The 22,730-nt window shown below is 67.8% G+C and carries 19 protein-coding genes; 10 read left to right on the forward strand and 9 right to left on the reverse strand.

The genetic code is table 11. The annotated features are described in order from the left end of the window. Window positions 1-29: 29 nt before the first annotated feature. The 3 genes from HWX25_RS22785 to HWX25_RS22795 all read left to right on the forward strand — a co-directional run bounded on the left by HWX25_RS22785 (window position 30) and on the right by HWX25_RS22795 (window position 4,545). Complete coding sequence (locus tag HWX25_RS22785; RefSeq protein WP_175910663.1) at window positions 30-2,465, forward strand: 3-hydroxyacyl-CoA dehydrogenase/enoyl-CoA hydratase family protein; 2,436 nt, start codon at window positions 30-32, stop codon at window positions 2,463-2,465. Between the two features lie 22 nt (window positions 2,466-2,487). Continuing rightward, window positions 2,488-3,687, forward strand: a complete 1,200-nt coding sequence (locus HWX25_RS22790; protein WP_059528179.1) for an acetyl-CoA C-acyltransferase — start codon at window positions 2,488-2,490, stop codon at window positions 3,685-3,687. A gap of 90 nt (window positions 3,688-3,777) precedes the next feature. Next, window positions 3,778-4,545: an enoyl-CoA hydratase gene (locus HWX25_RS22795; protein ID WP_059820386.1), complete on the forward strand. Its 768-nt coding sequence runs from the start codon at window positions 3,778-3,780 to the stop codon at window positions 4,543-4,545. 22 nt (window positions 4,546-4,567) lie between these two features. Here HWX25_RS22795 and fdhD read toward each other — a convergent pair whose 3' ends face one another. Further along, window positions 4,568-5,392, reverse strand: a complete 825-nt coding sequence (fdhD, locus tag HWX25_RS22800; RefSeq protein WP_175910665.1) for a formate dehydrogenase accessory sulfurtransferase FdhD — start codon at window positions 5,390-5,392, stop codon at window positions 4,568-4,570. Between the two features lie 119 nt (window positions 5,393-5,511). Between fdhD and HWX25_RS22805 the strand changes: the two genes are divergently transcribed. After that, entirely contained in the window at window positions 5,512-5,994 is a 483-nt protein-coding gene (locus HWX25_RS22805; RefSeq protein ID WP_059528173.1) for a nitrate reductase associated protein, read from the forward strand. Window positions 5,995-6,031: 37 nt separating this feature from the next. Here the strand turns inward: HWX25_RS22805 and HWX25_RS22810 are convergent, their stop codons facing one another. After that, window positions 6,032-6,427 carry an acyl-CoA thioesterase gene (locus HWX25_RS22810; RefSeq protein WP_059528170.1) on the reverse strand — a complete coding sequence of 132 codons (396 nt, stop codon included), beginning with the start codon at window positions 6,425-6,427 and terminating at the stop codon, window positions 6,032-6,034. Between the two features lie 175 nt (window positions 6,428-6,602). Between HWX25_RS22810 and HWX25_RS22815 the strand changes: the two genes are divergently transcribed. Next, complete coding sequence (locus tag HWX25_RS22815; protein WP_175910666.1) at window positions 6,603-8,474, forward strand: ABC transporter ATP-binding protein/permease; 1,872 nt, start codon at window positions 6,603-6,605, stop codon at window positions 8,472-8,474. Window positions 8,475-8,683: 209 nt separating this feature from the next. Here the strand turns inward: HWX25_RS22815 and murU are convergent, their stop codons facing one another. Further along, the gene (gene murU / locus HWX25_RS22820; protein ID WP_175910667.1) at window positions 8,684-9,406 is read right to left on the reverse strand and encodes an N-acetylmuramate alpha-1-phosphate uridylyltransferase MurU; all 723 of its coding nucleotides are present in this window, start codon (window positions 9,404-9,406) and stop codon (window positions 8,684-8,686) included. A 22-nt stretch (window positions 9,407-9,428) separates the two neighbouring features. Continuing rightward, window positions 9,429-10,478 (reverse strand): phosphotransferase, encoded by a 1,050-nt coding sequence (locus tag HWX25_RS22825; protein ID WP_059820383.1) that lies wholly within the window; start codon window positions 10,476-10,478, stop codon window positions 9,429-9,431. Window positions 10,479-10,701: 223 nt separating this feature from the next. Here HWX25_RS22825 and HWX25_RS22830 point away from each other — a divergent pair, with 223 nt between their 5' ends. Genes HWX25_RS22830 through rsmA form a run of 4 tightly spaced genes read left to right on the forward strand, consistent with a single transcriptional unit; the run spans window position 10,702 to window position 16,359 of the window. Then, window positions 10,702-13,062, forward strand: coding sequence for an LPS-assembly protein LptD (locus tag HWX25_RS22830; RefSeq protein WP_175910668.1), 2,361 nt, complete (start codon window positions 10,702-10,704; stop codon window positions 13,060-13,062). Window positions 13,063-13,113: 51 nt separating this feature from the next. Beyond that, window positions 13,114-14,472 carry a peptidylprolyl isomerase gene (locus HWX25_RS22835; protein ID WP_059528154.1) on the forward strand — a complete coding sequence of 453 codons (1,359 nt, stop codon included), beginning with the start codon at window positions 13,114-13,116 and terminating at the stop codon, window positions 14,470-14,472. An 11-nt stretch (window positions 14,473-14,483) separates the two neighbouring features. Next, a complete protein-coding gene (gene pdxA, locus HWX25_RS22840) occupies window positions 14,484-15,473 on the forward strand; it encodes a 4-hydroxythreonine-4-phosphate dehydrogenase PdxA (RefSeq protein ID WP_175910669.1) in 990 nt (329 codons plus the stop codon). A gap of 55 nt (window positions 15,474-15,528) precedes the next feature. Beyond that, window positions 15,529-16,359: a 16S rRNA (adenine(1518)-N(6)/adenine(1519)-N(6))-dimethyltransferase RsmA gene (gene rsmA / locus HWX25_RS22845; RefSeq protein ID WP_059690644.1), complete on the forward strand. Its 831-nt coding sequence runs from the start codon at window positions 15,529-15,531 to the stop codon at window positions 16,357-16,359. A 123-nt stretch (window positions 16,360-16,482) separates the two neighbouring features. Here rsmA and HWX25_RS22850 read toward each other — a convergent pair whose 3' ends face one another. After that, a complete protein-coding gene (locus HWX25_RS22850) occupies window positions 16,483-17,418 on the reverse strand; it encodes a DMT family transporter (RefSeq protein WP_175910670.1) in 936 nt (311 codons plus the stop codon). A 358-nt stretch (window positions 17,419-17,776) separates the two neighbouring features. On the opposite strand from HWX25_RS22850, the gene gloA reads away from it, so the two are divergent. Continuing rightward, the gene (gloA, locus tag HWX25_RS22855) at window positions 17,777-18,166 is read left to right on the forward strand and encodes a lactoylglutathione lyase (protein WP_011657880.1); all 390 of its coding nucleotides are present in this window, start codon (window positions 17,777-17,779) and stop codon (window positions 18,164-18,166) included. A gap of 105 nt (window positions 18,167-18,271) precedes the next feature. Here gloA and HWX25_RS22860 read toward each other — a convergent pair whose 3' ends face one another. Genes HWX25_RS22860 through glyS form a run of 4 tightly spaced genes read right to left on the reverse strand, consistent with a single transcriptional unit; the run spans window position 18,272 to window position 22,708 of the window. Beyond that, entirely contained in the window at window positions 18,272-19,180 is a 909-nt protein-coding gene (locus tag HWX25_RS22860; protein WP_175910671.1) for a SprT family zinc-dependent metalloprotease, read from the reverse strand. Between the two features lie 46 nt (window positions 19,181-19,226). Then, window positions 19,227-19,991 carry a lysophospholipid acyltransferase family protein gene (locus tag HWX25_RS22865; protein ID WP_059528144.1) on the reverse strand — a complete coding sequence of 255 codons (765 nt, stop codon included), beginning with the start codon at window positions 19,989-19,991 and terminating at the stop codon, window positions 19,227-19,229. A 43-nt stretch (window positions 19,992-20,034) separates the two neighbouring features. Continuing rightward, window positions 20,035-20,598: a D-glycero-beta-D-manno-heptose 1,7-bisphosphate 7-phosphatase gene (gene gmhB, locus HWX25_RS22870; RefSeq protein ID WP_175910672.1), complete on the reverse strand. Its 564-nt coding sequence runs from the start codon at window positions 20,596-20,598 to the stop codon at window positions 20,035-20,037. A 10-nt stretch (window positions 20,599-20,608) separates the two neighbouring features. Beyond that, entirely contained in the window at window positions 20,609-22,708 is a 2,100-nt protein-coding gene (gene glyS / locus HWX25_RS22875; protein WP_175910673.1) for a glycine--tRNA ligase subunit beta, read from the reverse strand. Window positions 22,709-22,730: the final 22 nt, after the last annotated feature.

Genomic DNA, 22,730 nt, shown 5'->3' on the forward strand with positions numbered 1-22,730 from the left:
CGCTGCACGACATTATCCGGAGACATCCCGTGAGCAATTTCCTGATTCGCAAGGTCGCCGTGCTGGGCGCCGGCGTGATGGGCGCGCAGATTGCCGCGCACCTCGTCAACGCGCGCGTGCCGGTGCTGCTGTTCGACCTGCCGGCCAAGGAAGGCCCGAAAAACGCGATCGCGCTGAAGGCGATCGAGAACCTGAAGAAGCTGTCGCCCGCGCCGTTCGGCGTGAAGGACGACGCGAAATACCTCGAAGCCGCGAACTACGAAGACGACATCGCGAAGCTCGCCGAGTGCGACGTCGTGATCGAGGCGATCGCCGAGCGGATGGACTGGAAGCACGACCTGTACAAGAAGGTCGCGCCGCACATCGCACCGAACGCGATCTTCGCGACCAACACGTCGGGACTGTCGATCACGAAGCTGTCCGAAGGTTTCTCGGACGAGCTGAAGTCGCGCTTCTGCGGCGTGCACTTCTTCAACCCGCCGCGCTACATGCACCTCGTCGAGCTGATCCCGACCGCGCACACGCGTCCGGAGATCCTCGACCAGCTCGAGACCTTCCTGACGAGCATCGTCGGCAAGGGCGTCGTGCGCGCGAAGGACACGCCGAACTTCATCGCGAACCGCGTCGGCATCTTCTCGATCCTCGCGGTGATCACCGAAGCCGCGAAGTTCGGCCTGCGCTTCGACGAAGTCGACGACCTGACGGGCAGCCGCCTCGGCCGCGCGAAGTCGGCGACGTTCCGCACCGCGGACGTGGTCGGCCTGGACACGATGGCGCACGTGATCAAGACGATGCAGGACAACCTCGCCGACGATCCGTTCTTCCCGGTCTACCAGACGCCCGCCGTGCTCGCCGAACTGGTGAAGCAGGGCGCGCTCGGCCAGAAGACGGGCGGTGGCTTCTACAAGAAGGAAGGCAAGGCGATCAAGGTGCTCGACGCGAAGACGGGCACGTACGTCGATTCGGGCGCGAAGGCGGATGAAACCGTCGGCCGCATCCTGAAGCGTCCGCCGGCGGAACGCCTGAAGCTGCTGCGCGAGACGGACCATCCGCACGCGCGGTTCCTGTGGTCGATCTTCCGTGACGTATTCCACTACATCGGCGTGCATCTCGAGTCGATCGCCGACAACGCGCGTGACGTCGACCTCGCGATCCGCTGGGGCTTCGGCTGGAACGAAGGCCCGTTCGAAGGCTGGCAGGCTGCCGGCTGGAAGCAGGTCGCCGAGTGGGTGCAGGAAGACATCGCGGCCGGCAAGGCGCTCGCGAACGTGCCGCTGCCGTCGTGGGTGCTCGAAGGCGCGGTTGCGGAGAAGGGCGGCGTGCACACGGCCGAAGGCTCGTGGGCGCCGGCGTCGAAGCGCTTCGTGCCGCGCTCCGATCTGGCCGTCTACGGCAAGCAGGTGTTCCGCGCGCCGCTCGTCGGCGAAGCCGGCGCCGATCCGAAGACGTACGGCAAGACGCTGTTCGAAACCGACGCCGTGCGTGCATGGGTCGACGATCGCGCAGGCGAGGACGACGTCGTGATCGTGTCGTTCAAGTCGAAGATGAACACGATCGGACCGAGCGTGATCGACGGCCTCGTGCAGGCGATCGAACTCGCGGAGAAGGACTACAAGGGCGTGGTGATCTGGCAGCCGACGTCGCTGAAGCTCGGCACGCCGGGCGGCCCGTTCTCGGCCGGTGCGAACCTCGAAGAGGCGATGCCCGCGTTCATGATGGGCGGCGCGAAGGGCATCGAGCCGTTCGTGAAGAAGTTCCAGGAAGGCATGCTGCGCGTGAAGTACGCGAACGTGCCGGTCGTCGCGGCCGTGTCGGGCATCGCGCTCGGCGGCGGGTGCGAGCTGATGCTGCACAGCGCGAAGCGTGTCGTGCACGTCGAGAGCTACATCGGTCTCGTCGAAGTCGGCGTCGGCCTCGTGCCGGCGGGCGGCGGCCTGAAGGAAGCGGCGCTGCGCGCGGCGGATGCGGCAACGGCCGCGAACGCGACCACCGACATCCTGAAGTTCGTCACGAAGTCGTTCGAGAACGCGGCGATGGCGAAGGTATCGTCGTCGGCGCACGATGCACGCGCGATGGGCTACCTGAAGCCGTCCGACACGATCATCTTCAACGTGTTCGAGCTGCTCGACACCGCGAAGAAGGAAGCACGCGCGTTGGCGGCCGTCGGCTACCGTGCGCCGCTGCGCGCGAAGGACGTGCCGGTCGCAGGCCGCTCGGCGATCGCGACGATCAAGGCATCGCTCGTCAACATGCGTGACGGCCGCTTCATCAGCGACCACGACTACCTGATCGCGAGCCGCATCGCCGAAGCCGTGTGCGGCGGCGACGTCGAAGCCGGCAGCCTCGTCGACGAGCAGTGGCTGCTCGCGCTCGAGCGCCGCGCGTTCGTCGAGCTGCTCGGCACGCAGAAGACGCAGGAACGGATCATGGGCATGTTGCAGACCGGCAAGCCGGTGCGTAACTGAGCGAGCGGATAAGGAGCTTCAAATGAGCAAACAACTGCAAGACGCATACATCGTCGCCGCCAGCCGCACCCCGATCGGCAAGGCCCCGCGCGGTGTCTTCAAGAACACGCGCCCCGACGAGCTGCTGGTTCACGCGATCAAGTCGGCGGTCGCGCAGGTGCCCGGCCTCGATACCAAAGTGATCGAGGACGCGATCATCGGCTGCGCGATTCCGGAAGCCGAGCAGGGCCTGAACGTCGCCCGCATGGGCGCGCTGCTCGCGGGCCTGCCGCAGACGGTCGGCGGCGTGACGGTCAACCGCTTCTGCGCGTCGGGCATCACGGCGCTGGCGATGGCGGCGGACCGCATCCGCGTCGGCGAATCGGACGCGCTGCTCGCGGGCGGCTGCGAATCGATGAGCATGGTGCCGATGATGGGCAACAAGCCGTCGATGTCGCCGCACATCTTCGATCGCAGCGAGGATTTCGGCATTGCATACGGGATGGGCCTGACGGCCGAGCGCGTCGCCGAGCAGTGGAAGGTGAGCCGCGAAGACCAGGACGCATTCTCGGTCGAGTCGCACCGCAAGGCGCTCGCCGCGCAGCAGGCCGGCGAGTTCGGCGACGAAATCTCCGCATACACGATCACCGAGCGTTTCCCGAACCTCGCGACGGGCGAAGTCGACGTGAAGACGCGCGAGATCGCGCTCGACGAAGGTCCGCGCGCGGACACGTCGCTCGAAGGCCTCGCGAAGCTGCGCACGGTGTTCGCGAACAAGGGCTCGGTCACGGCCGGCAACAGCTCGCAGACGTCGGACGGCGCGGGCGCGCTGCTGGTCGTGTCGGAGAAGGTGCTCAAGGAATTCAACCTGACGCCGCTCGCGCGCTTCGTGAGCTTCGCGGTGCGCGGCGTGCCGCCGGAAATCATGGGCATCGGCCCGAAGGAAGCGATCCCGGCCGCGCTGAAGGCCGCGGGCCTGAAGCAGGACGATCTCGACTGGATCGAGCTGAACGAGGCATTCGCCGCGCAGTCGCTGGCGGTGATCCGCGATCTCGGCCTCGACCCGTCGAAGGTCAACCCGGTCGGCGGCGCGATCGCGCTCGGCCACCCGCTCGGCGCGACCGGCGCGATCCGCGCGGCGACCGTCGTGCACGGCCTGCGCCGCCGCAACCTGAAGTACGGGATGGTCACGATGTGCGTCGGCACCGGCATGGGTGCGGCGGGCATCATCGAACGCCTGTAAGCGGAGCGGGACAGTAGCGATCACGGTGCGCGAGCCACGAGCTTGCGCACCGTTTTTCATTCCGGAAGAGGAAAGTCAAAGGAGACGGTTGTGGCCGAAATTCAAGTGGAACGCGCCGATGGCGTGATGACGATCACGATCGCGCGCCCGGCGAAGAAGAACGCGCTGACGGCGGCGATGTACCAGACGATGGCCGATGCGCTCGCCGACGCGCAGGAAGACAAGGCGATCCGCGTGATTCTGCTGCGCGGCAGCGACGGCAACTTCAGCGCGGGGAACGATCTCGAGGATTTCCTGAAGGCGCCGCCGAAGGACGAGAACGCGTCGGTATTCCAGTTTCTCGCGCGGATCAGCGGCGCGACCAAGCCGATCGTCGCCGCGGTGCCGGGCATCGCGGTTGGTGTCGGCGTGACGATGCTGCTGCACTGCGATCTCGTCTACGCGGCCGACACCGCGGCATTCTCGCTGCCGTTCGCGCAGCTCGGGCTGTGCCCTGAAGCCGCATCGAGCGTGCTGCTGCCGCGCCTGGCCGGCCATCAGGTCGCCGCTGAAAAGCTGCTGCTCGGCGAAGCGTTCGACGCGCTGGAAGCGCACCGCATCGGCATCGTCAATCGCGTGCTGCCGGCCGCCGAGCTCGACGCATTCGCGGCGAAGCAGGCCGCGAAGCTCGCGGCGCTGCCGGCGTCGTCGCTGCGCGTGACGAAGGCGTTGCTGAAGGAGACGGGCGGGGTGGCCGTTGCCGCGCGGATGAACGAGGAAGCCGGCCACTTCTCCGCGATGCTGCGCGCGCCGGAAGCCCGCGAGGCGATGACCGCGTTCTTCGAGAAGCGCAAGCCGGATTTCCGTCAGTTCGACTGACGGAGCGGCCGGGCGGCCGGCATCAGGCCGTGCCGTAATCGACGTGGCCGGTTTCGCGGCAGAAGCAGACCAGCCGCAGGCCGGCCGCCTTCGCGATCTCGATCGCGAGCGACGACGGCGCGGAGATCGTCGCGACCATCGGGATTCCGACCCGCGCCGACTTGCGCACGAGCTCGTAGCTCGCGCGGCTCGACAGGAACACGAAGCCGTCGGTCGGGTCGGCGCGCGACAGCACGAGCGAGCCGATCAGCTTGTCGAGCGCGTTGTGGCGGCCGACATCCTCGAACGCCATCCGGATCGCGCCTGTTGCGTCGCACCACGCGGCCGCGTGCAGGCCGCCGGTGAGTTGCGTGAGCGCCTGGTGCACCGGCAGCGCGTGCGCCGCGCGCGCGAGCGCGTCGGGCGCGAGGCGCGGGAGAAAGCCGGTGTCGGGCACCCGTTCGGGCGCGAGGTCGAGCAGGTCGATGCTCTCGATCCCGCACACGCCGCAGCCGGTACGCCCCGCGAGCGCGCGGCGACGGTCCTTCAGCGCGGCGAAAGCCTGCTGGACGACCTCCAGATGCACCTCCGCGTGCGGCAGCGATGCATCGGCGTGGAGGATCACCTCGATGTCCTTGATGTCGCTGCCGCGTTCGACGATCCCTTCCGAGATCGCGAAGCCGACCGCGAACGCCTCGAGGTCGCGCGGCGTGCACATCATCACCGCGTGCGAGATGCCGTTGAAGACCAGCGCGACCGGCCATTCCTGGCCGACGTAATCGTGCGCGGTTTCGACGGCGCCGCCGCGCGTGCGGCGCACGGACAGCTCGATCGCGCCGCGCGGTTCTTCTGTTTCAGTCGGTTTCACGAGCACTCCCGTTGATTCGAGGCAGGGCGGCGACGATCGTGTCCGCCGCTCGCGCGCAGAGGTTCTAAAATACCTCAGGCAGGCCGGCCGCGCCGGCATCCGCCACTCAGGTAACGACCATGGGACTCAGCGACGCTCCGCTGCTATTCAATTTCGAACACGATTCGTCGGAAAACCTGACGTACATCCCGATGATCGTGCGTTTCAATCTCGACCGTTTCGGTCTGCGGATTTCACTGGAACAGTGGCAGCTGCTGCCGCTCGAGGACCGCAAGCTGCTCGCACGCTTCCCGGCCGACGACGACACCGCGATCGAGCCCAATTTCGATCACGCGCTGTTCGAAATGCTGCGCACGCACGCCGACCTCGAACCATCGTGGTTCCAGCCCGACGAGCAGCCGAGCTGGCGAGCGACCGATTCGGTGCCGGACGCGCTTGTGCAGCAGAGCGCGCTGGCCGGGCTGCCGGCGCCTGCGCTTGCGCAGTGGCAGCGGCTCGCGCCGTTCCAGCGCTACGTGCTGATGAAGCTGTCGCGCAAGCCGAAGCTCAATCACGACTTCCTGCCCGCGATGCGGGAGTTCGGGCTGACGGCCACGCACTGACGGGCCGCATGCGGCGCCGCAGCGCGGCGCGCGCCGATCAGAGCGGCGGCAGTGGCCGCGGCTTGCGGTCGGGGCCGGTCGCGACGTAGGTGAGCGTTGCTTCTGTGACCTTCACGATTTCGCCCATCAGGCGCATGCGCTGCGCGTACACCTCGACGTCGACCGTCACCGACGTGTTGCCGGTGCGCATGATGGTGGCGTAGAAGCTCAGCAAATCGCCGACGAACACCGGCTGCTTGAACACGAACGAATTGACCGCGACCGTCGCGACGCGGCCGTTCGCGCGCTGGCTCGCGGGGATCGAGCCGGCGATGTCGACCTGCGACATGATCCAGCCGCCGAACACGTCGCCGTGGACGTTCGCGTCGTGCGGTTGCGGGACGACGCGCAGCGCGGGCTGCTTTTGCGGAAGTTCGAGGGTCGAATCGGTCATGGCGGGGGCTTTCATCCTGTAATAAATGCGCCGCCGCGCGCAGGCCAGCCGGCGAGGCCGCCGGCAGCGGCGCGTAGCGGCTTCTGCGACAATACAACGTTCGCAAATTGTACGAGAAAGCGGGCGAGCCGGCCGCCATCGCAACGCGTGCCGCGCCGCCGCCGATCCTTCCCCCATGCGCCGATATTCCGCTTCCGGCGAGCCCGCGCCGGCTCAGACCGGGCCTCGCAACGACTGGCAGACCATCCGGTCGCTGCTGCCGTACCTGGCCACCTACAAATGGCGCGTCGCGCTCGCGCTCGGCTGCCTGATCGGCGCGAAGGTCGCGAACCTCGGCGTGCCGGTCGTGATGAAGCGCATCGTCAATCATCTGTCGGCGGTGCAGCAACTCACCGCGCTCGGCCGCGCGGAGCAGTCGGCCGGCATCGTGCTGGCGGGCGGCGTCGGCTTGCTGGTCATCGCCTATGCGCTCGTGCGGCTGTCGACGTCGCTCTTCACCGAGCTGCGCGAGATCCTGTTCTCGAAGGTTACCGAGAGCGCGGTGCGCCAGCTCGCGCTGCAGGTGTTTCGGCATCTGCACGGGCTGTCGCTGCGCTTCCATCTCGAGCGCCAGACAGGCGGCATGTCGCGCGACATCGAGCGCGGCACGCGCGGCATCCAGCAACTGATTTCCTATTCGCTGTACAGCATCCTGCCGACGCTTGTCGAGGTCGGGCTCGTGCTCGGCTTCTTCGTGGTCAAGTACGAGGCGTACTACGCGTACGTGACGTTCGCGGCGCTGGTCACGTACATCGTGTTCACCGTGAAGGTCACCAACTGGCGCACGCACTTTCGCCGCACGATGAACGAACTCGATTCGCGCGCGAACTCGCGGGCGATCGATTCGCTGATCAACTACGAGACAGTGAAGTACTTCGGCAACGAGGAGTGGGAGGCGCAGCGCTACGACGAAAACCTGAAGCGATACCGCAAGGCCGCGATCCGCTCGCAGAATTCGCTGTCGGTGCTGAACTTCGGCCAGCAGGCGATCATCGGCACCGGGCTCGTATTCATCCTTTGGCGCGCGACGCAGGGCGTGCTGGCCGGCAAGCTGACGCTCGGCGATCTCGTGCTGATCAACACGTTCATGCTGCAGCTGTACATCCCGCTGAATTTTCTCGGCGTCGTGTATCGCGAACTGAAGCAGAGCCTCACCGACATGGACCGCATGTTCGGACTGCTGTCGGCCGCGAAGGAAGTCGCGGACGCGCCCGACGCGCGACCGCTCGCGGTGGCCGGCGCGCAGGTCCGCTTCGAGCACGTGAACTTCGCGTACGAAGCGTCGCGGCAGATCCTGCACGACGTGACGTTTACGATCGACGCGGGCACGACGACCGCGGTGGTCGGTCACAGCGGGTCAGGCAAGTCGACGCTGTCGCGGCTGCTGTTCCGCTTCTACGATCTCGACCGGCAGGCGGGCGGTGCGATCCGGATCGACGGCCAGGACATTCGCGACGTCACGCAGGACTCGCTGCGTGCATCGATCGGGATCGTGCCGCAGGACACCGTGCTGTTCAACGACTCGATCTACTACAACATCGCGTACGGCAGGCCGACCGCGAGCCGCGACGAAGTGATCGCGGCCGCGCGCGCCGCGCACATCCACGACTTCATCGAGAGCTTGCCGAAGGGCTATGACACGCCGGTCGGCGAGCGCGGGCTGAAGCTGTCGGGCGGCGAGAAGCAGCGCGTCGCGATTGCGCGCACGCTGTTGAAGGATCCGCCGGTGCTGCTGTTCGACGAGGCGACCTCGGCGCTCGATTCGCGCTCGGAGCGCGCGATCCAGCACGAACTCGACCAGATCGCGCGGCACCGCACGACGCTCGTGATCGCGCACCGGCTGTCGACGGTCGTGCATGCGCAGCAGATTCTCGTGATGGACCACGGGCGGATCGTCGAGCGCGGCACGCACGACGAACTCGTGCGCGCGGACGGGCTGTATGCGCAGATGTGGGCGCTGCAGCAGCAGCGCGCGGCGGCGGGCGGGGAAGCGGCCGAGGCCGCGTGAGCGTGGATGCCGCGCCGGGCGGCGCGGGAACGGTCGGTTCGCCGGCCGTTCGGCATCGGGCGGCGTTGCGCCGTCACGGCCGGGCGCTCCGGCGCAGCATGCTCGGCCTTTGATTCAGGAGCGGCCTGCCGGCGATCGGCCGGGCCGTCATCGGCCTTGCGGGCCCTTGGCCGCCGCGCCCTGTGGCTCGATGGCCAGCCGCGAAACGCTCAGCCTGCGGCGGCACGCAGCCGCGCATCCAGTTCGCCCAGCTGCGCAGGCGTGCCGACGTTCTCCCAGATACCTTCATACAATTCACCGCTCGCGCGGCCGGCCTCGATGGTCGCCTTGAAATACGGCGTCAACGGCCGGTGCGTGCCGGGCACGATGTCGCGGAACATCCGCGTGTCGTACACGCCGATGCTGCCGAACGTGACGCGCGGGGCGCCGGCGAGCGCCAGCCGGCCGTCGTCGCAAAGCACGAAATCGCCGTCCGGGTGGAACGGCGGGTTCGGCACCATCACGAGATGCATCGCGGGCGCGTCGAGCGCGGCCATCCGCGCGGCGCGGGCGGCAAGCGTCCGGTAGTCGAATGCGCAGTACACGTCGCCCGCGACCGCCGCGAACACCGTCGGCCGGTCGTCGTGCTCGAGCAGCGGCAGCGCCTGCGCGATGCCACCGGCGGTTTCCAGCGCGTCGCCTTCGGCCGAATACGCGAGTCGCACACCCCAGCGCGAGCCGTCGCCGAGCGTTGTCTCGAGCTGTTCGCCGAGCCACGCATGGTTGATCACGATCGTTTCGATGCCCGCGCGCGCGAGCGCCTCGATCTGCCAGACGATCAGCGGCTTGCCGCCGACTTCGAGCAGCGGCTTCGGGCGGGTGTCGGTCAGCGGGCGCATCCGCTCGCCGCGCCCGGCGGCGAAAATCATCGCCGTGGTCAGGGTAGTGCTCATGTTCGGCTGAATGTGAGGGCGGTCAGAACGTATAGCCGACGTCGGCCGCGCCCTTGCCCTCGAGCTCGTCGAGCAGCTTCGCGAACGGCACGAGCGGGCGGTAGCGCAGCGCAACCTTGCGCGCGTACGCGAGGAAGCGCGGCAGATCGTTCAGGTAATGCGGCTTGCCGTCGCGGTAGTTGATCCGCGCGAACAGGCCGAGGATCTTGATGTGCCGCTGCAGCCCCATCCATTCGAGCTGGCGGTAGAACTCGCCGAAGTCCGGATCGACCGGCAGGCCGGCCTTCTTGGCCTTTTCCCAGTAATACGCGAAGCAGTCGAGCTCGAACTCCTCGTCCCAGCTGATGAACGCGTCGCGCAACAGCGACACGACGTCGTACGTCAGCGGCCCGTACACGGCGTCCTGGAAGTCGAGCACACCGGGGTTCGGTTCGCAGACCATCAGGTTGCGCGGCATGAAATCGCGCAGCATGAAGCCCTGCGGCTGCGCATGGGCGCTCGCGACCAGCAGTGCGAAGGTGCGGTCGAGCGTGCCGCGCATCGCGTCGGTGACGGGCTTGCCGAGGTGCCGGCCGACGAACCATTCGGGCAGCAGCTCCATCTCGCGGCGCAGGAATGCCTCGTCGAACGGCGGCAGCACGTCGGGCTTCGAGCTCAGCTGGAAGCGGATCAGCGCGTCGAGCGCGTCGCGCATCAACGGGCGCGCCGCGACCGGGTCGGCCGGATCGAGCACCGAGATGTACGACGTGCGGCCGAGGTCGGTCACGAGCATGAAGCCCGCGTCGAAATCGTGGGCCAGCACGTCCGGCACGTGGTCGCCGGCCGCGGCGAGCAACTGCGCGACCTGAACGAATTCGCGACATTTCTCGGGCGGCGGCGCGTCGACCGCGACCAGCGAGCCGCCGGGGCGCGTGGCCGACGCGACCCGGAAATAGCGGCGGAAACTGGCGTCCGACGACGCGGGTGCGAGGGTCGACAGGTCGAGGGCGAAGCGCTCGGCGAGCGGGCGCAGCCACGCGGTCAGTGCGTCGAGGCGGGCGTCAGGCTGGGATGCGGCGGATGGGGGTGTCATGAAACTCGGCGGAGGGGGGAACGTCTTGCCATATAATACCCCACGACTTTTTTGACGCGCCCCGCGTCAGCTTCCGCCGTGCAGGCTCGCCGCCTGTCGCGCCGTCCGCCCGATCGCCTCCCCGGTTTGCGCTCAGCCGCAGTCGCGGTGCGACGGCGCGGCCCGCCGCGCGCGAATGTGCCGTGCAGGTGCGGTTGACAAGGGGCGATTCGCCAAACGATAGATGCCGCCCAAACCGCTATTCCCGAATGTCTTCCCCGGTGACGGGGCGCCGCGCAAACGGCGGCTCGCGCTCGCGCTACTGGCCGTGCCCGGCCTCGTGCCGGCCGTGTCGTACGCGCAGCTGTCGGGCGCGGCCGCGCAGCCGCAGCCGCTCGACTCGCCGTGGGACCTTCGTCTCGCCCCGCAGCTCGAGGATCATCCGCTGAAGGACGGCGCGAAGCCGGCCACCTTCGTGATTGCCGACCATACGAGCGGCACGGCCGATCAGGACCTCGCCGCGAAGGGCTCGGCCGAGCTGCGCCGCGGCGACGCGGTCGTGAAGGCCGACGCGATCCACTACGATCAGGATACCGACATGGCCGATGCGTACGGCCAGGTCAAGGTAGTCAACGGCGGCACGTCGTTCGCGGGCCCTGAGGCGCATCTGAAGGTCGAGGCGAACCAGGGCTTCATGACGGCGCCGAAGTACCACTTCAACGTGACGGGCGGGTCCGGCAGCGCGGAGCGCGTCGACCTGCTCGACAGCGAGCGCTCGGTGTTCGTCAACGGCACCTACACCGCGTGCCAGTGCTCGACGAACCCCGCGTGGTACATCAAGGGCAGCCGTTTCGACTTCGACACGGGCGCCGACGAAGGCACCGCGCGCAACGGCGTGCTGTTCTTCCAGGGCGTGCCGATCTTCGCGAGCCCGTGGATGACGTTCCCGCTGTCGGGCGAGCGGCGAAGCGGCCTCTTGCCGCCGACGTTCTCGATGAACTCGAACAACGGGTTCGAACTGACGCTGCCGTACTACTTCAACATCGCGCCGAACCGCGACCTGACGATCACGCCGCGCATCATCTCGCGGCGCGGCGTGCAGACGGAAGCGACGTTCCGCTATCTGTCGCCGTCGTATTCGGGCACGTTTACGGCCAATTACCTGCCCGACGACCGGCTCGCGCACCGCAACCGCTACGCGATCTACTGGCAGCACCAGCAGAACTTTGGTGGCGGTTTCGGCGGCTACGTGTACTACAACAAGGTCTCGGACGATACGTATCCCGAAGACCTTGGGTCGATGAACCAGTTCGTCAACGGGACGCAGACGCTGTACCAGCAGGAGGCCGGGCTCACGTACAACAACGGCCCGTGGTCGGTGCTCGCGCGCTACCAGCACTGGCAGACGCTGCCGCCGTCGATCGCGCCGTACAGCCGCGAACCGCAGTTGAACGTGAAGTACACGAAGTACAACGTCGGCGGCTTCGACTTCGGCGCGGAAGCCGACTATTCGCGGTTCCGCATCACGACCGCCGATGCGACCGAAGGCGACCGCATCGTCTTCAACCCGTACATCGCATACGGCGTGTACGGCCCCGGCTACTTCGTCGTGCCGAAGGTCCAGTATCACTTCGCGTCGTACGACCTGAACTATCTGTCGTCGCGCACGCCGAACAACCCGAAGCGCTTCACCGAGTCGATTCCGACCGTGAGCTTCGACACGGGCCTGATCTTCGACCGCTCGGTGCGCCTGTTCGGCCAAGACTTCATCCAGACCCTCGAGCCGCGTCTGTACTACGTGTACACGCCGTATCGCGACCAGTCGAACGCGCCGCTGTTCGACACCGCGGAATCGGACTTCGGCCTCGCGGAGATCTACCAGCCGAACACGTTCGTCGGCAACGACCGGATCGCGGACGCGAACCGGATCACGGCCGGCCTGACGTCGCGCTTCATCGATCCGCGCACGGGCGACGAACGCGCGCGCTTCGTGGTCGCGCAGCAGTACTATTTCGCCGACCAGCGCGTCACGCTGAATTCCGGGCAGAGCGCCGTGCTGGCGCGCCACTCGGACCTGATCGTCGGCGCCGCGCTGAAACTCGGCTCCGGCTTCATGTCGGAGACGGCGTTCCAGTACAACCAGAACAACAACCAGCTCGTGAAGTCGAGCGTCGGTTTCGGTTTCAGCCCGGGCGAGCGCCGCGTGATCAACGTCGGCTACCGCTATACGCGTGCGAACACGACGCTCGACAACCAGCCGATCAACCAGTTCCTGGTGTCCGCGCAATGGCCGCTCACGCGACGCCTGTATGCGATCGGCCGCTTCAACTACGACCTGGCCGCCGACCGGGTCGTCGACGGTCTGCTCGGCTTACAATACGACGCGGATTGCTGGGCGCTCGGAGTCGGTGTCCAGCGGTACGCGAACGGCGTGAACACGTCGGGGCAACAGAATTCGTCGACGCGAGTCATGATGCAGCTGACGTTGAAGGGGCTGTCGAGCGTCGACAACGGTCTCGTGGCCGCATTCCGCGCCGGGGTGCCGGGCTACACGCCGCTGCCGTCCGCGCCGCCGCCGATGTCCCGCTTCAGCAATTACGAGTAACGCCGGCTTGTCTGCACCGGTCAGCACGATTTCAATGGAGTATCAGTGGCAATGAAGAAAACCCTTCGTTTCGCGGCAGTCGTGTCCAGCCTCGCCGCGTCCGCCGCGCTGCTCGCCGCCGCGCCGGCCGCGGCGCAGGCGCTTGGTTCGCAAGGCGCGCAGCTCGCCGACGAAGTCGTCGCGGTCGTCAACAACGACGTGATCACGGGCCGCGAACTCGACCAGCGCGTCGGCCTGATCTCGCGCCGGCTGCAGCAGCAGAACGCACCCGTGCCGCCGGCCGACCAGCTGCGCGCGCAGGTGCTGAACCAGATGGTGCTCGAACGCATCCAGGTGCAGAAGGCCAAGGACGACGGGATCCGCATCGACGACGCGACCGTGCAGTCCACGCTGCAGCGCCTCGCGCAGGCGAACGGGATGACGCTCGAGCAGTACCGCGCGCGGATCGTGGCGCAAGGCGTGCCCTGGAGCGTGTTCACGAGCGACGCCCGCACCGAGCTGATGCTGTCGAAGCTGCGCGAGCGCGAGGTCGACGGCAAGATCACCGTGTCGGATGCCGAGGTCGCGAACTACATCGCGAGCCAGCGTGGGCCGAACGCATCGCAGCAGCAGGACCTGCGCTTCCAGCACATCTTCATCAAGGCACCGACCAACGCGCCGCAAGCCGACATCGAAGCCGCGCAGAAGAAGGCTGAAGCGCTGCTGCAGCAGGCCACGTCGGGCGCCGATTTCGAGAAGCTCGCGAAGAACAATTCGGAAGCGAACGACGCGAAGAAGGGCGGCGACCTCGGCTTCAAGGCGCCGGGCGCGCTGCCGGCCGACGTCGTCGACGCCGCATCGAAGCTGCGCCCGGGCCAGGTCAACCCGACGCTGATCCGCGTGCCGGATGGCTTCGAGATCGTGCGTCTCGTCGACCGCCGCCAGAGCCAGGGCGCGACCGCCGCAGCACCGAAGATCGTCCAGACGCACGTGCGCCACATCCTGTTGCGCGTCGGCGAAGGCAAGTCGGAAGGCCAGGCGCGCCAGCAGCTGCAGGACATCCGCCGCCAGGTCGAGGCGGGCGGCGATTTCGCGAAGTTCGCGCGCACCTACTCGCAGGACGGTTCGGCGTCGCAGGGCGGCGATCTCGGCTGGATCAGCCCGGGCGAGACCGTGCCGGAATTCGAGCGCGCGATGAACAATCTGCAGGACGGCCAGATCAGCCAGCCGATTCGTACCGAGTACGGCTACCACCTGATCCAGGTGATGGAGCGCCGCGAAGCGGAAGGCTCGGTGCAGCAGCAGATGGATATCGCGCGCCAGGCGATCGGCCAGCGCAAGGCCGAGCAGGCGTACGCCGACTGGCTGCGCGAGCTGCGCGATTCGTCGTACGTGCAGTACAAGATCGGCGGCGTCGGCCCGGCGAACTGAGCGAGCTTCGCATGACGGCATCCGCGCTGCAGATCGCGATCACGACCGGCGAACCCGCGGGTGTTGGCCCGGAGCTGACCGTGCAGGCGTTGCAGGATGCCGCGCAGCGCTGGCCGGGCGCGCATTTCACCGTGCTCGGCGACGCCGCGCTGCTCGACGCGCGCGCGGCGGCCGTCGGTGCCGATCGTGCAGTGCTCGCCGGCGGTGGGCCGGTGTCGGTCGAGCACCATCCGCTCGCTGTGCCCGCACGGGCCGGCAAGCTCGATGCGGCCAATGGCCGCTACGTGCTCGCGCTGCTCGATGCCGCGATCGACGGTGCGATGGCGGGCCGGTTCGACGCGATCGTCACCGCACCGCTGCAGAAGAGCACGATCAACGATGCCGGCGTAGCGTTTACCGGCCATACCGAATACCTTGCGGAACGCACGCACACGCCGCGCGTCGTGATGATGCTGGCGGGCACCGGCGAGCGGCCGCTGCGCGTCGCGCTCGCGACCACGCACCTGCCGCTGAAGGACGTGTCGGCCGCGCTGACGATCGACGGGCTCGTCGAGACGTTGGCGATCGTCGATCGCGACCTGCGGCGTGACTTCGGCCTCGCCGCGCCGCGCATCCTCGTGACGGGGCTGAACCCGCATGCGGGCGAGAACGGCTATCTCGGGCGCGAGGAGATCGACGTGATCTCGCCGGCGCTCGCGCGCGCGCAAGCGCAGGGCATCGACGCGCGCGGCCCGTATCCGGCCGATACGCTGTTCCAGCCGCGCTATCTCGAGGATGCCGATTGCGTGCTCGCGATGTTCCACGATCAGGGCTTGCCCGTGCTGAAGTATGCGACCTTCGGTGAGGGCATCAACGTCACGCTCGGGCTGCCGATCATCCGCACGTCGGTCGATCACGGCACCGCGCTGGATCTGGTCGGCACGGGCCGTGCGGATCCGGGCAGCATGGTCGCCGCGCTCGATACGGCCGTCACGATGGCGCGCCATCGCCGCGCGGCCTGACGCGCACGGCCCCAGTCCTGACTTCATTCGTCGTATTTTTCGTTTTTCTCAGTCGATGTCGAACAGCAGACAGCACCAAGGCCACTTCGCGCGCAAGCGCTTCGGGCAGAACTTCCTCGTCGATCACGGCGTGATCGACTCGATCGTCGCGACGATCGGCCCCGCGCGCGGCCAGCGAATGGTCGAGATCGGCCCCGGCCTCGGTGCGCTGACCGAGCCGCTGATCGCGCGTCTCGCGACGCCCGAGTCGCCGCTGCACGCGGTCGAGCTCGACCGCGACCTGATCGGGCGCCTGAAGCAGCGCTTCGGCGCACTGCTGGAGCTGCACGCGGGCGATGCGCTCGCGTTCGACTTCGGCTCGCTCGCGGCGCCCGGCGACAAGCCGTCGCTGCGGATCGTCGGCAACCTGCCGTACAACATTTCCAGCCCGCTGCTGTTTCACCTGATGACGTTCGCCGGTGTGGTCATCGACCAGCATTTCATGCTGCAGAACGAGGTCGTCGAACGGATGGTCGCGGAGCCGGGCACGAAGGCGTTCTCGCGGCTGTCGGTGATGCTGCAGTACCGCTACGTGATGGACAAGATGCTCGACGTGCCGCCGGAGTCGTTCCAGCCGCCGCCGAAGGTCGATTCGGCGATCGTCCGGATGATTCCGTACGAGCCGCACGAACTGCCGGACGTCGATCCCGTGCTGCTCGGCGAAGTGGTCACGGCAGCGTTCTCGCAGCGTCGGAAGATGCTGCGCAACACGCTCGGCGACTACCGCGAGACGATCGATTTCGACGGGCTCGGCTTCGACCTCGCGCGACGCGCGGAGGATGTGAGCGTGGCCGAATATGTCGGCGTCGCGCAGGCCCTGGCGAAGGTGCGCAAGGCCGCGGAGTAGCAGGGCCACGCGGGCAACGCACGAGGTGCCCGCCGGCTCGAGATTCATGAGGCTGTCCTGACGGGCAGCCTTTTTTGTTTTTCCGCGCCGTTCTCGTCGAGGTCTGACCGCGGCCGGGCGGCGTTACGCGCGCCCTCGCGGCGGCACGTTGACGAGCGCGATCCCGGTCAGCACCAGCGCGGCCGCGGACATGAAGCGCCAGCCGACCGATTCGCCGAGCAGCAGCACGCCGAACGCGACGCCGAACAATGGCGACAGGAACGTGAACACCGACAGCCGCGACGCGCTGTAGCGCGTCAGCAGCCAGAACCACGACAGATAGCTGACGAACGCGACGATCACCGACTGGTATGCGAGGCTCGCGAGCGCGATCGGCGTGACCTGCGCGAACGACGTCTGGCCGAGTAGCGCGGCGAGCGCGATCAGCACGACGGCCGACACCGCGAGCTGGTAGAACAGCGTCTTGCTCGCGCTGGCCCGCGCGAGCGACGTCGAACGCACGACGACCGTCGTCGCGGCCCACATCGCGCCGCCGAGGATGCCGAGCGCGTCGCCGGCGAGCCCGGCCAATACCGATGCGCCGGGCGCGCGCGGCTTGAGGAAGCCGTCCGCGAACGCGAGCGCGATGCCGGCGAACGCGAGGCCGACGCCGGCCCACTGGACGCGCTGCAGCCGCTCGCCCGGTGCGAACAGGTGCAGGCCGAGCGCCGTGAAGCACGGGGCCGTGTACAGGAAGATCGCCATGTGCGACGCGCTCGTCAGCGTCAGCCCGAAGAACACGCAGACGAACTCGCCGGCGAACAGCGCGCCCGCCGCGATGCCCGCGCCGAGCGTGCCGTCCGCGCGGAACAGCGGCGTGCCGCGCGAGCGAGCCCAGCCCCACAGCAGGAGCGCGGCGATCACCGAGCGCAGCCCGGCCTGGAACATCGGCGGGATCGCCGCGTTCGTGCTCTTGATCGCGACCTGCTGGAAGCCCCAGATCGCGCACAGCAGGAGCATCACGCCGATGGCGCGCGTGTCGAGCGCGCGGCGCGCGGGCGTGCCGGCGAGCGCGGTCATCGGCGGACCTCGCCGATGCGGCGGGAAGGGGGCACGGACAATGGCAGCGGCGGACGGAGGTCGGGTCCGGCGCGCTCGATTCGGCGGTTTCGCACGGCAGGCTGTGTGGCTGATTGAGGTGGTGGTCGCGTTCAAGCGGCGGACGGCATGCCCGCTTTTGGTGCGAGGTGGGAGGATGTTACCCGATCGATGGACTTGCGGGGTGCTGTCGGGTGCGGTGATGACTGCCGCCGCACGGGCATCGGGCTCGCCGTCCGGAAGCCGGTATCGGCCGACGGCGGACGGGGCGCCGACGGCGGGATTCACCCGACTCCGGTAGAATTTCCGCTTCTGGAAAGTCCCCACAGGAGTACAACACATGCGTTTGCTGCATACGATGCTGCGAGTCGGCGATCTCGACCGCTCGATCAAGTTCTACACCGAATTGCTCGGCATGAAGCTGCTGCGTCGCGAGGATTATCCGGAAGGCAAGTTCACGCTCGCGTTCGTCGGCTATGAAGCGGAAAGCACGGGCACCGTGATCGAGCTGACCCATAACTGGGATACGCCGTCCTACGATCTCGGCAACGGCTTCGGCCATCTGGCGGTGGAAGTCGACGACGCGTACGCGGCCTGCGACAAGATCAAGGCGCAAGGCGGCAAGGTGACCCGCGAAGCGGGTCCGATGAAGCACGGCACGACCGTGATCGCTTTCGTCGAGGATCCGGACGGCTACAAGATCGAGTTCATCCAGAAGAAGGCGCACTGAGCGCGGGATGAGCGGCGCGCGACGCACGATGGGCGTGGCGCGCAAAGAAAACGGGCGATGCGGAATCCGCATCGCCCGTTCGCATTTTCGGTGCGACCGATCGCGTTACAGCGACGGCAGCAACTCGGGCGGGTGATGCTTGAGCGTGTGCCGCGCTTCGCGGAATTCCGGGAAGATCGACTCGACGGTCTGCCAGAAGGCCGGGCTGTGGTTCATTTCGCGCAGGTGCGACAGTTCGTGCGCGACGACGTAGTCGATGATCGACATCGGGAAATGGATCAGCCGCCAGTTCAGCCGGATCTTGCCGTCGCTCGAGCAGCTGCCCCAGCGCGTCGCGGCCGACGACAGCGCGTACATCGAATACGTGACGCCGAGCATTTCCGCATAGACGACGAGGCGTTCGCCGAAGATCCGCTTCGCTTCGCCCTGCAGCCAGCCCTGCACGCGATCCTTGATCTGCTGCATGTCGGCTTGCGCGGGCAGCGGCAGCGACAGCCGCTGCGCATCGGCGTCGAAGGCGACCGCACCGGCGCCGAGCGCGATCGTGATCGTCTTGCCGAGATACGGGAGTTGCGCACCGTCGCGCCAGTCGATCTGCGGCAGCGCACGCTGCTCGGTGCGGGTTTTCCACTCCGCGAGCTTCGCGAAGATCCAGCGCTGCTTCTCGGCGATGGCCGCTTCGATGTCGGCGAGCGTGACCCAGCGCGGCGCGGTGATTGACAGCCCGCTGCCGTCGATCGTGAAGCCGATCGTGCGGCGCGCGGAGCGCTTCAGCCGATATTCGAGCACACGGCTGTCGAGTGCGAACGTGCGGACGCGGGAGCGATCGGGCGCGGGGCCCGGATCGAGCGGCGCCGTGGGCACCGCGGGGGCCGTGGCCGCTTCAGGCGGCGAGGGCGGTGCGGCGGGCGCCGACGGTGCCGGCGATGCCGTCGGCCCGTCGAAGAGCGGCAGATCCATCTGGCGATGATCGAGGGCCACGACGGCAGGCCGTGGCCGCGGACGCTTTTTCATCAGTTCGCTTCGTTTCGTCGTTCGCAACGGCTGCAATCCGGGTGATTCAGACGCGCGCGGCATCGCGCGCGCCGGCATTGCCCGGCTGGCGATAGGCATCGGGATCGATGCGGCGCATTTCCGCTTCGATCCATGCTTCGACCTGCGAGTTCAATACGTCGGGCGTCTTGCCGTCGACGGGAATCGGCTTGCCGATCGACACGGTGACGACGCCCGGGAATTTCGTGAACGAATTGCGCGGCCACACGCGACCTGCATTGTGCGCGATCGGCACGACCGGCGTGCCGGTTTCGATCGCGAAGCGCGCGCCGCCCGTCTTGTACTTGCCCTGCTTGCCGACCGGCGTGCGCGTACCTTCCGGGAACATGATCATCCAGGCACCTTCCGACAGGCGCTTCTTGCCCTGACGGATCACCGACGCGAACGCGTTCTTGCCTTCCTTGCGGTTGATGTTGACCATGTGCAGCAGCCCGAGCGCCCAGCCGAAGAACGGCACGTACAGCAGTTCGCGCTTGAACACGTAGCAGAGCGGCTTCGGCATCAGCGCCGGAAACGCGAGCGTCTCCCACGCCGACTGGTGCTTCGACAGCAGCACGGCCGGGCCGTCGGGCAGGTTTTCCATCCCTTCGATCCGGTAGCGGATGCCGTTCAGCCAGCGCACGACCCACAGCGTCGACTTGCACCAGCCGGCCGCCATCCAGTAGCGCGCGTCGGGACGCATGAACGGGAACGCGATAAAGCACGCGGTGGCGTAAGGCACCGTGTACACGATGAAGTAGATCAGCAGCAGCAGGGAGCGGACGAAGCGCATCGGCGTGGGTCTGACAGTAGGGAGGATGCGCGCGGCGGCCGCATCACTCGTGTTCGTGTGAAAGGAAGTCGAGCGCGAATGCGCGCAGGTCGTCGTGGACCTTCGTGCCGTCCGGCAGATTGCCCGCGGCGAGCGTCTTCTTGCCCTTGCCGGTCAGCACGAGGTGCGGCTTGAAGCCGACCGCGACGCTGGCCTGCAGGTCGCGCAGCGAATCGCCGACGGCCGGCGTGTGACCGGGGTCGACCTCGAAGCGCTCCGCGATCATCTGCATCATGCCGGGCTTCGGCTTGCGGCAGTCGCAGTGGTCTTCCGACACGTGCGGGCAGAAGAACACCGCGTCGATGCGCGCGCCGACGGCGGCCGCCGCGCGATGCATCTTCAGGTGCATCGCGTTGAGCGCGGCCATGTCGAACAGCCCGCGGCCGATGCCGGACTGGTTGGTCGCGACGACCACGCGATAGCCCGCGTGGTTGAGTCGTGCGATCGCCTCGAGGCTGCCGGGTAGCGCGATCCACTCGTCGGGCGTCTTGATGAACGCGTCAGAATCGACGTTGATCACGCCGTCCCGGTCGAGGACGACGAGCTTGCGGTTGGGGCTGGTCGGCATCGTTCGGCCCTTATGCGGCGAGCTTCGAGATGTCGGCGACGCAGTTCATCTGCTGATGCAGCGCGGACAGCAGCGCGAGACGGTTCGCGCGCAGCGCGGGGTCCTCGGCGTTGACCATCACGTCGTTGAAGAACGTGTCGACCGGCGCGCGCAGCGCGGCGAGCGCCGACAGCGCGCCCGTGTACGCACGCGCCTCGAGCTGCGACTGCACGTGCGGCGTCACGGCCGCGAGCTGTTCGTGCAGCGCCTTTTCGGCGGCCTCGACGAGCAGCGTCGGCTGCACGGCACCGTTCGCGCCGCCTTCCGACTTCTTCAGGATGTTCGAGATCCGCTTGTTCGCGGCCGCGAGCGCTTCGGCTTCCGCGAGGCGCGTGAATTCGCGCACCGCGTCGAGGCGCGCGACGAGATCGTCGACGCGCGTCGGGTTCAGGCTCAGCACCGCGTCGACTTCGCCGGCCGTGTAGCCGCGCTCGCGCAGCAGGCCGCGCAGGCGGTCCATGAAGAACGCGAGGATCGCGTCGGTCGATTCCGCGACGCCCGGCACGCCTTCGAAGCGTGCGTGGGCCGTGCGCAGCAGCGACACGAGATCGAGCGGCAACTGCTTCTCGACCAGCAGGCGCAGCACGCCGAGCGCGTGACGGCGCAGCGCGAACGGATCCTTCTCGCCGGTCGGCGCGAGGCCGATGCCCCAGATGCCGACGATCGTCTCGAGCTTGTCGGCCAGCGCGACGGCGGTGGACACCGGCGTGGTCGGCAGCGCGTCGCCGGAGAAGCGCGGCTGGTAGTGCTCGGCGCAGGCGAGCGCGACGTCGTCGGGTTCACCGTCGTGGCGCGCGTAGTACGTGCCCATCGTGCCCTGCAGTTCCGGGAACTCGCCGACCATGTCGGTCAGCAGGTCGGCCTTCGCGAGGCGCGCGGCGCGCTTCGCGTGCGCGGCGTCGGCGCCGATCGCGGGCGCGATCTCGCCGGCCAGCGCTTCGAGGCGCTCGACGCGCGCGAGCGCCGAACCGAGCTTGTTGTGATAGACGACGTTCGCGAGCAGCGGCACGCGGTCGGCAAGCGGCTTCTTCTTGTCCTGCTCGAAGAAGAACTTTGCGTCGGCGAGGCGCGGGCGCACGACGCGCTCGTTGCCTTCGACGATCTCGTCCGGCGTCTTCGTCTCGATGTTCGACACGATCAGGAAGCGCGAGCGCAGCTTGCCGGCGATGTCGGTCAGCGCGAAATACTTCTGGTTCGTCTGCATCGTGAGGATCAGGCATTCCTGCGGAACCTGCAGGAATTCGTCCTCGAAGCGGCACGGATAGACGACCGGCCATTCGACCAGCGACGTCACTTCGTCGAGCAGCGATTCGGGCATCACGACGGTGTCGCCGTTCGCGTGCTCGTTCAGCTGCGTGCGGATCGTTTCGCGGCGATCGGCGAAGTGCGCGATCACGCGGCCCTTGTCGCGCAGCGTGTCGGCATACGCGCGTGCGTGCTGGATCGCGACGAGGCCGTCGGACAGGAAGCGGTGGCCGAGCGTGGTGTCGCCGGCGTCGACGCCAAACGCCGTGACGGGCACGATCCGATCGTCGTGCAGCACGGTCAGGCGGTGCACCGGGCGCACGAACTTCACGTCGGAGCCGTCCGGGCGCTGGTAGGTCATGACCTTCGGGATCGGCAGCTTCTCGAGCGTTTCGTCGAGCGCGGCCTGCAGCCCGTCGGCGAGCGTCACGCCGGCGGCCGAGTAGTTGACGAAGAACGCTTCGGCCTTGCCGTCCTGCGCGCGCTCGAGATCGGCGATCGACAGGTTCGGATGACCGAGCGCCGCGAGCTTCTTCGCGAGCGGGGCGGTCGGCTTGCCTTCGGCGTCGAGCGCGACCGACACGGGCAGGACCTTTTCGCGGACCTGCTTTTCCGGTGCGACGGCGCGCACGTTCTGCACGACGACCGCGAGGCGGCGCGGCGTGGCGTAGCGTTCGAATACGAGGTCGCCTTCGACGAGGTCGCGCGCCGCGAGGCGTTGCGCGAGACCTTCGGCGAATGCGTCGCCGAGGCGCGCGAGGGCCTTCGGCGGCAGCTCTTCGGTCAGCAGTTCGACGAGCAGGGGGGCGGGATGATTGTGCGTCATGTCTGGAATAAATCTCGTCTCG

Source organism: Burkholderia sp. BCC1640 (assembly GCF_902833125.1).
Taxonomy (GTDB): domain Bacteria; phylum Pseudomonadota; class Gammaproteobacteria; order Burkholderiales; family Burkholderiaceae; genus Burkholderia; species Burkholderia diffusa.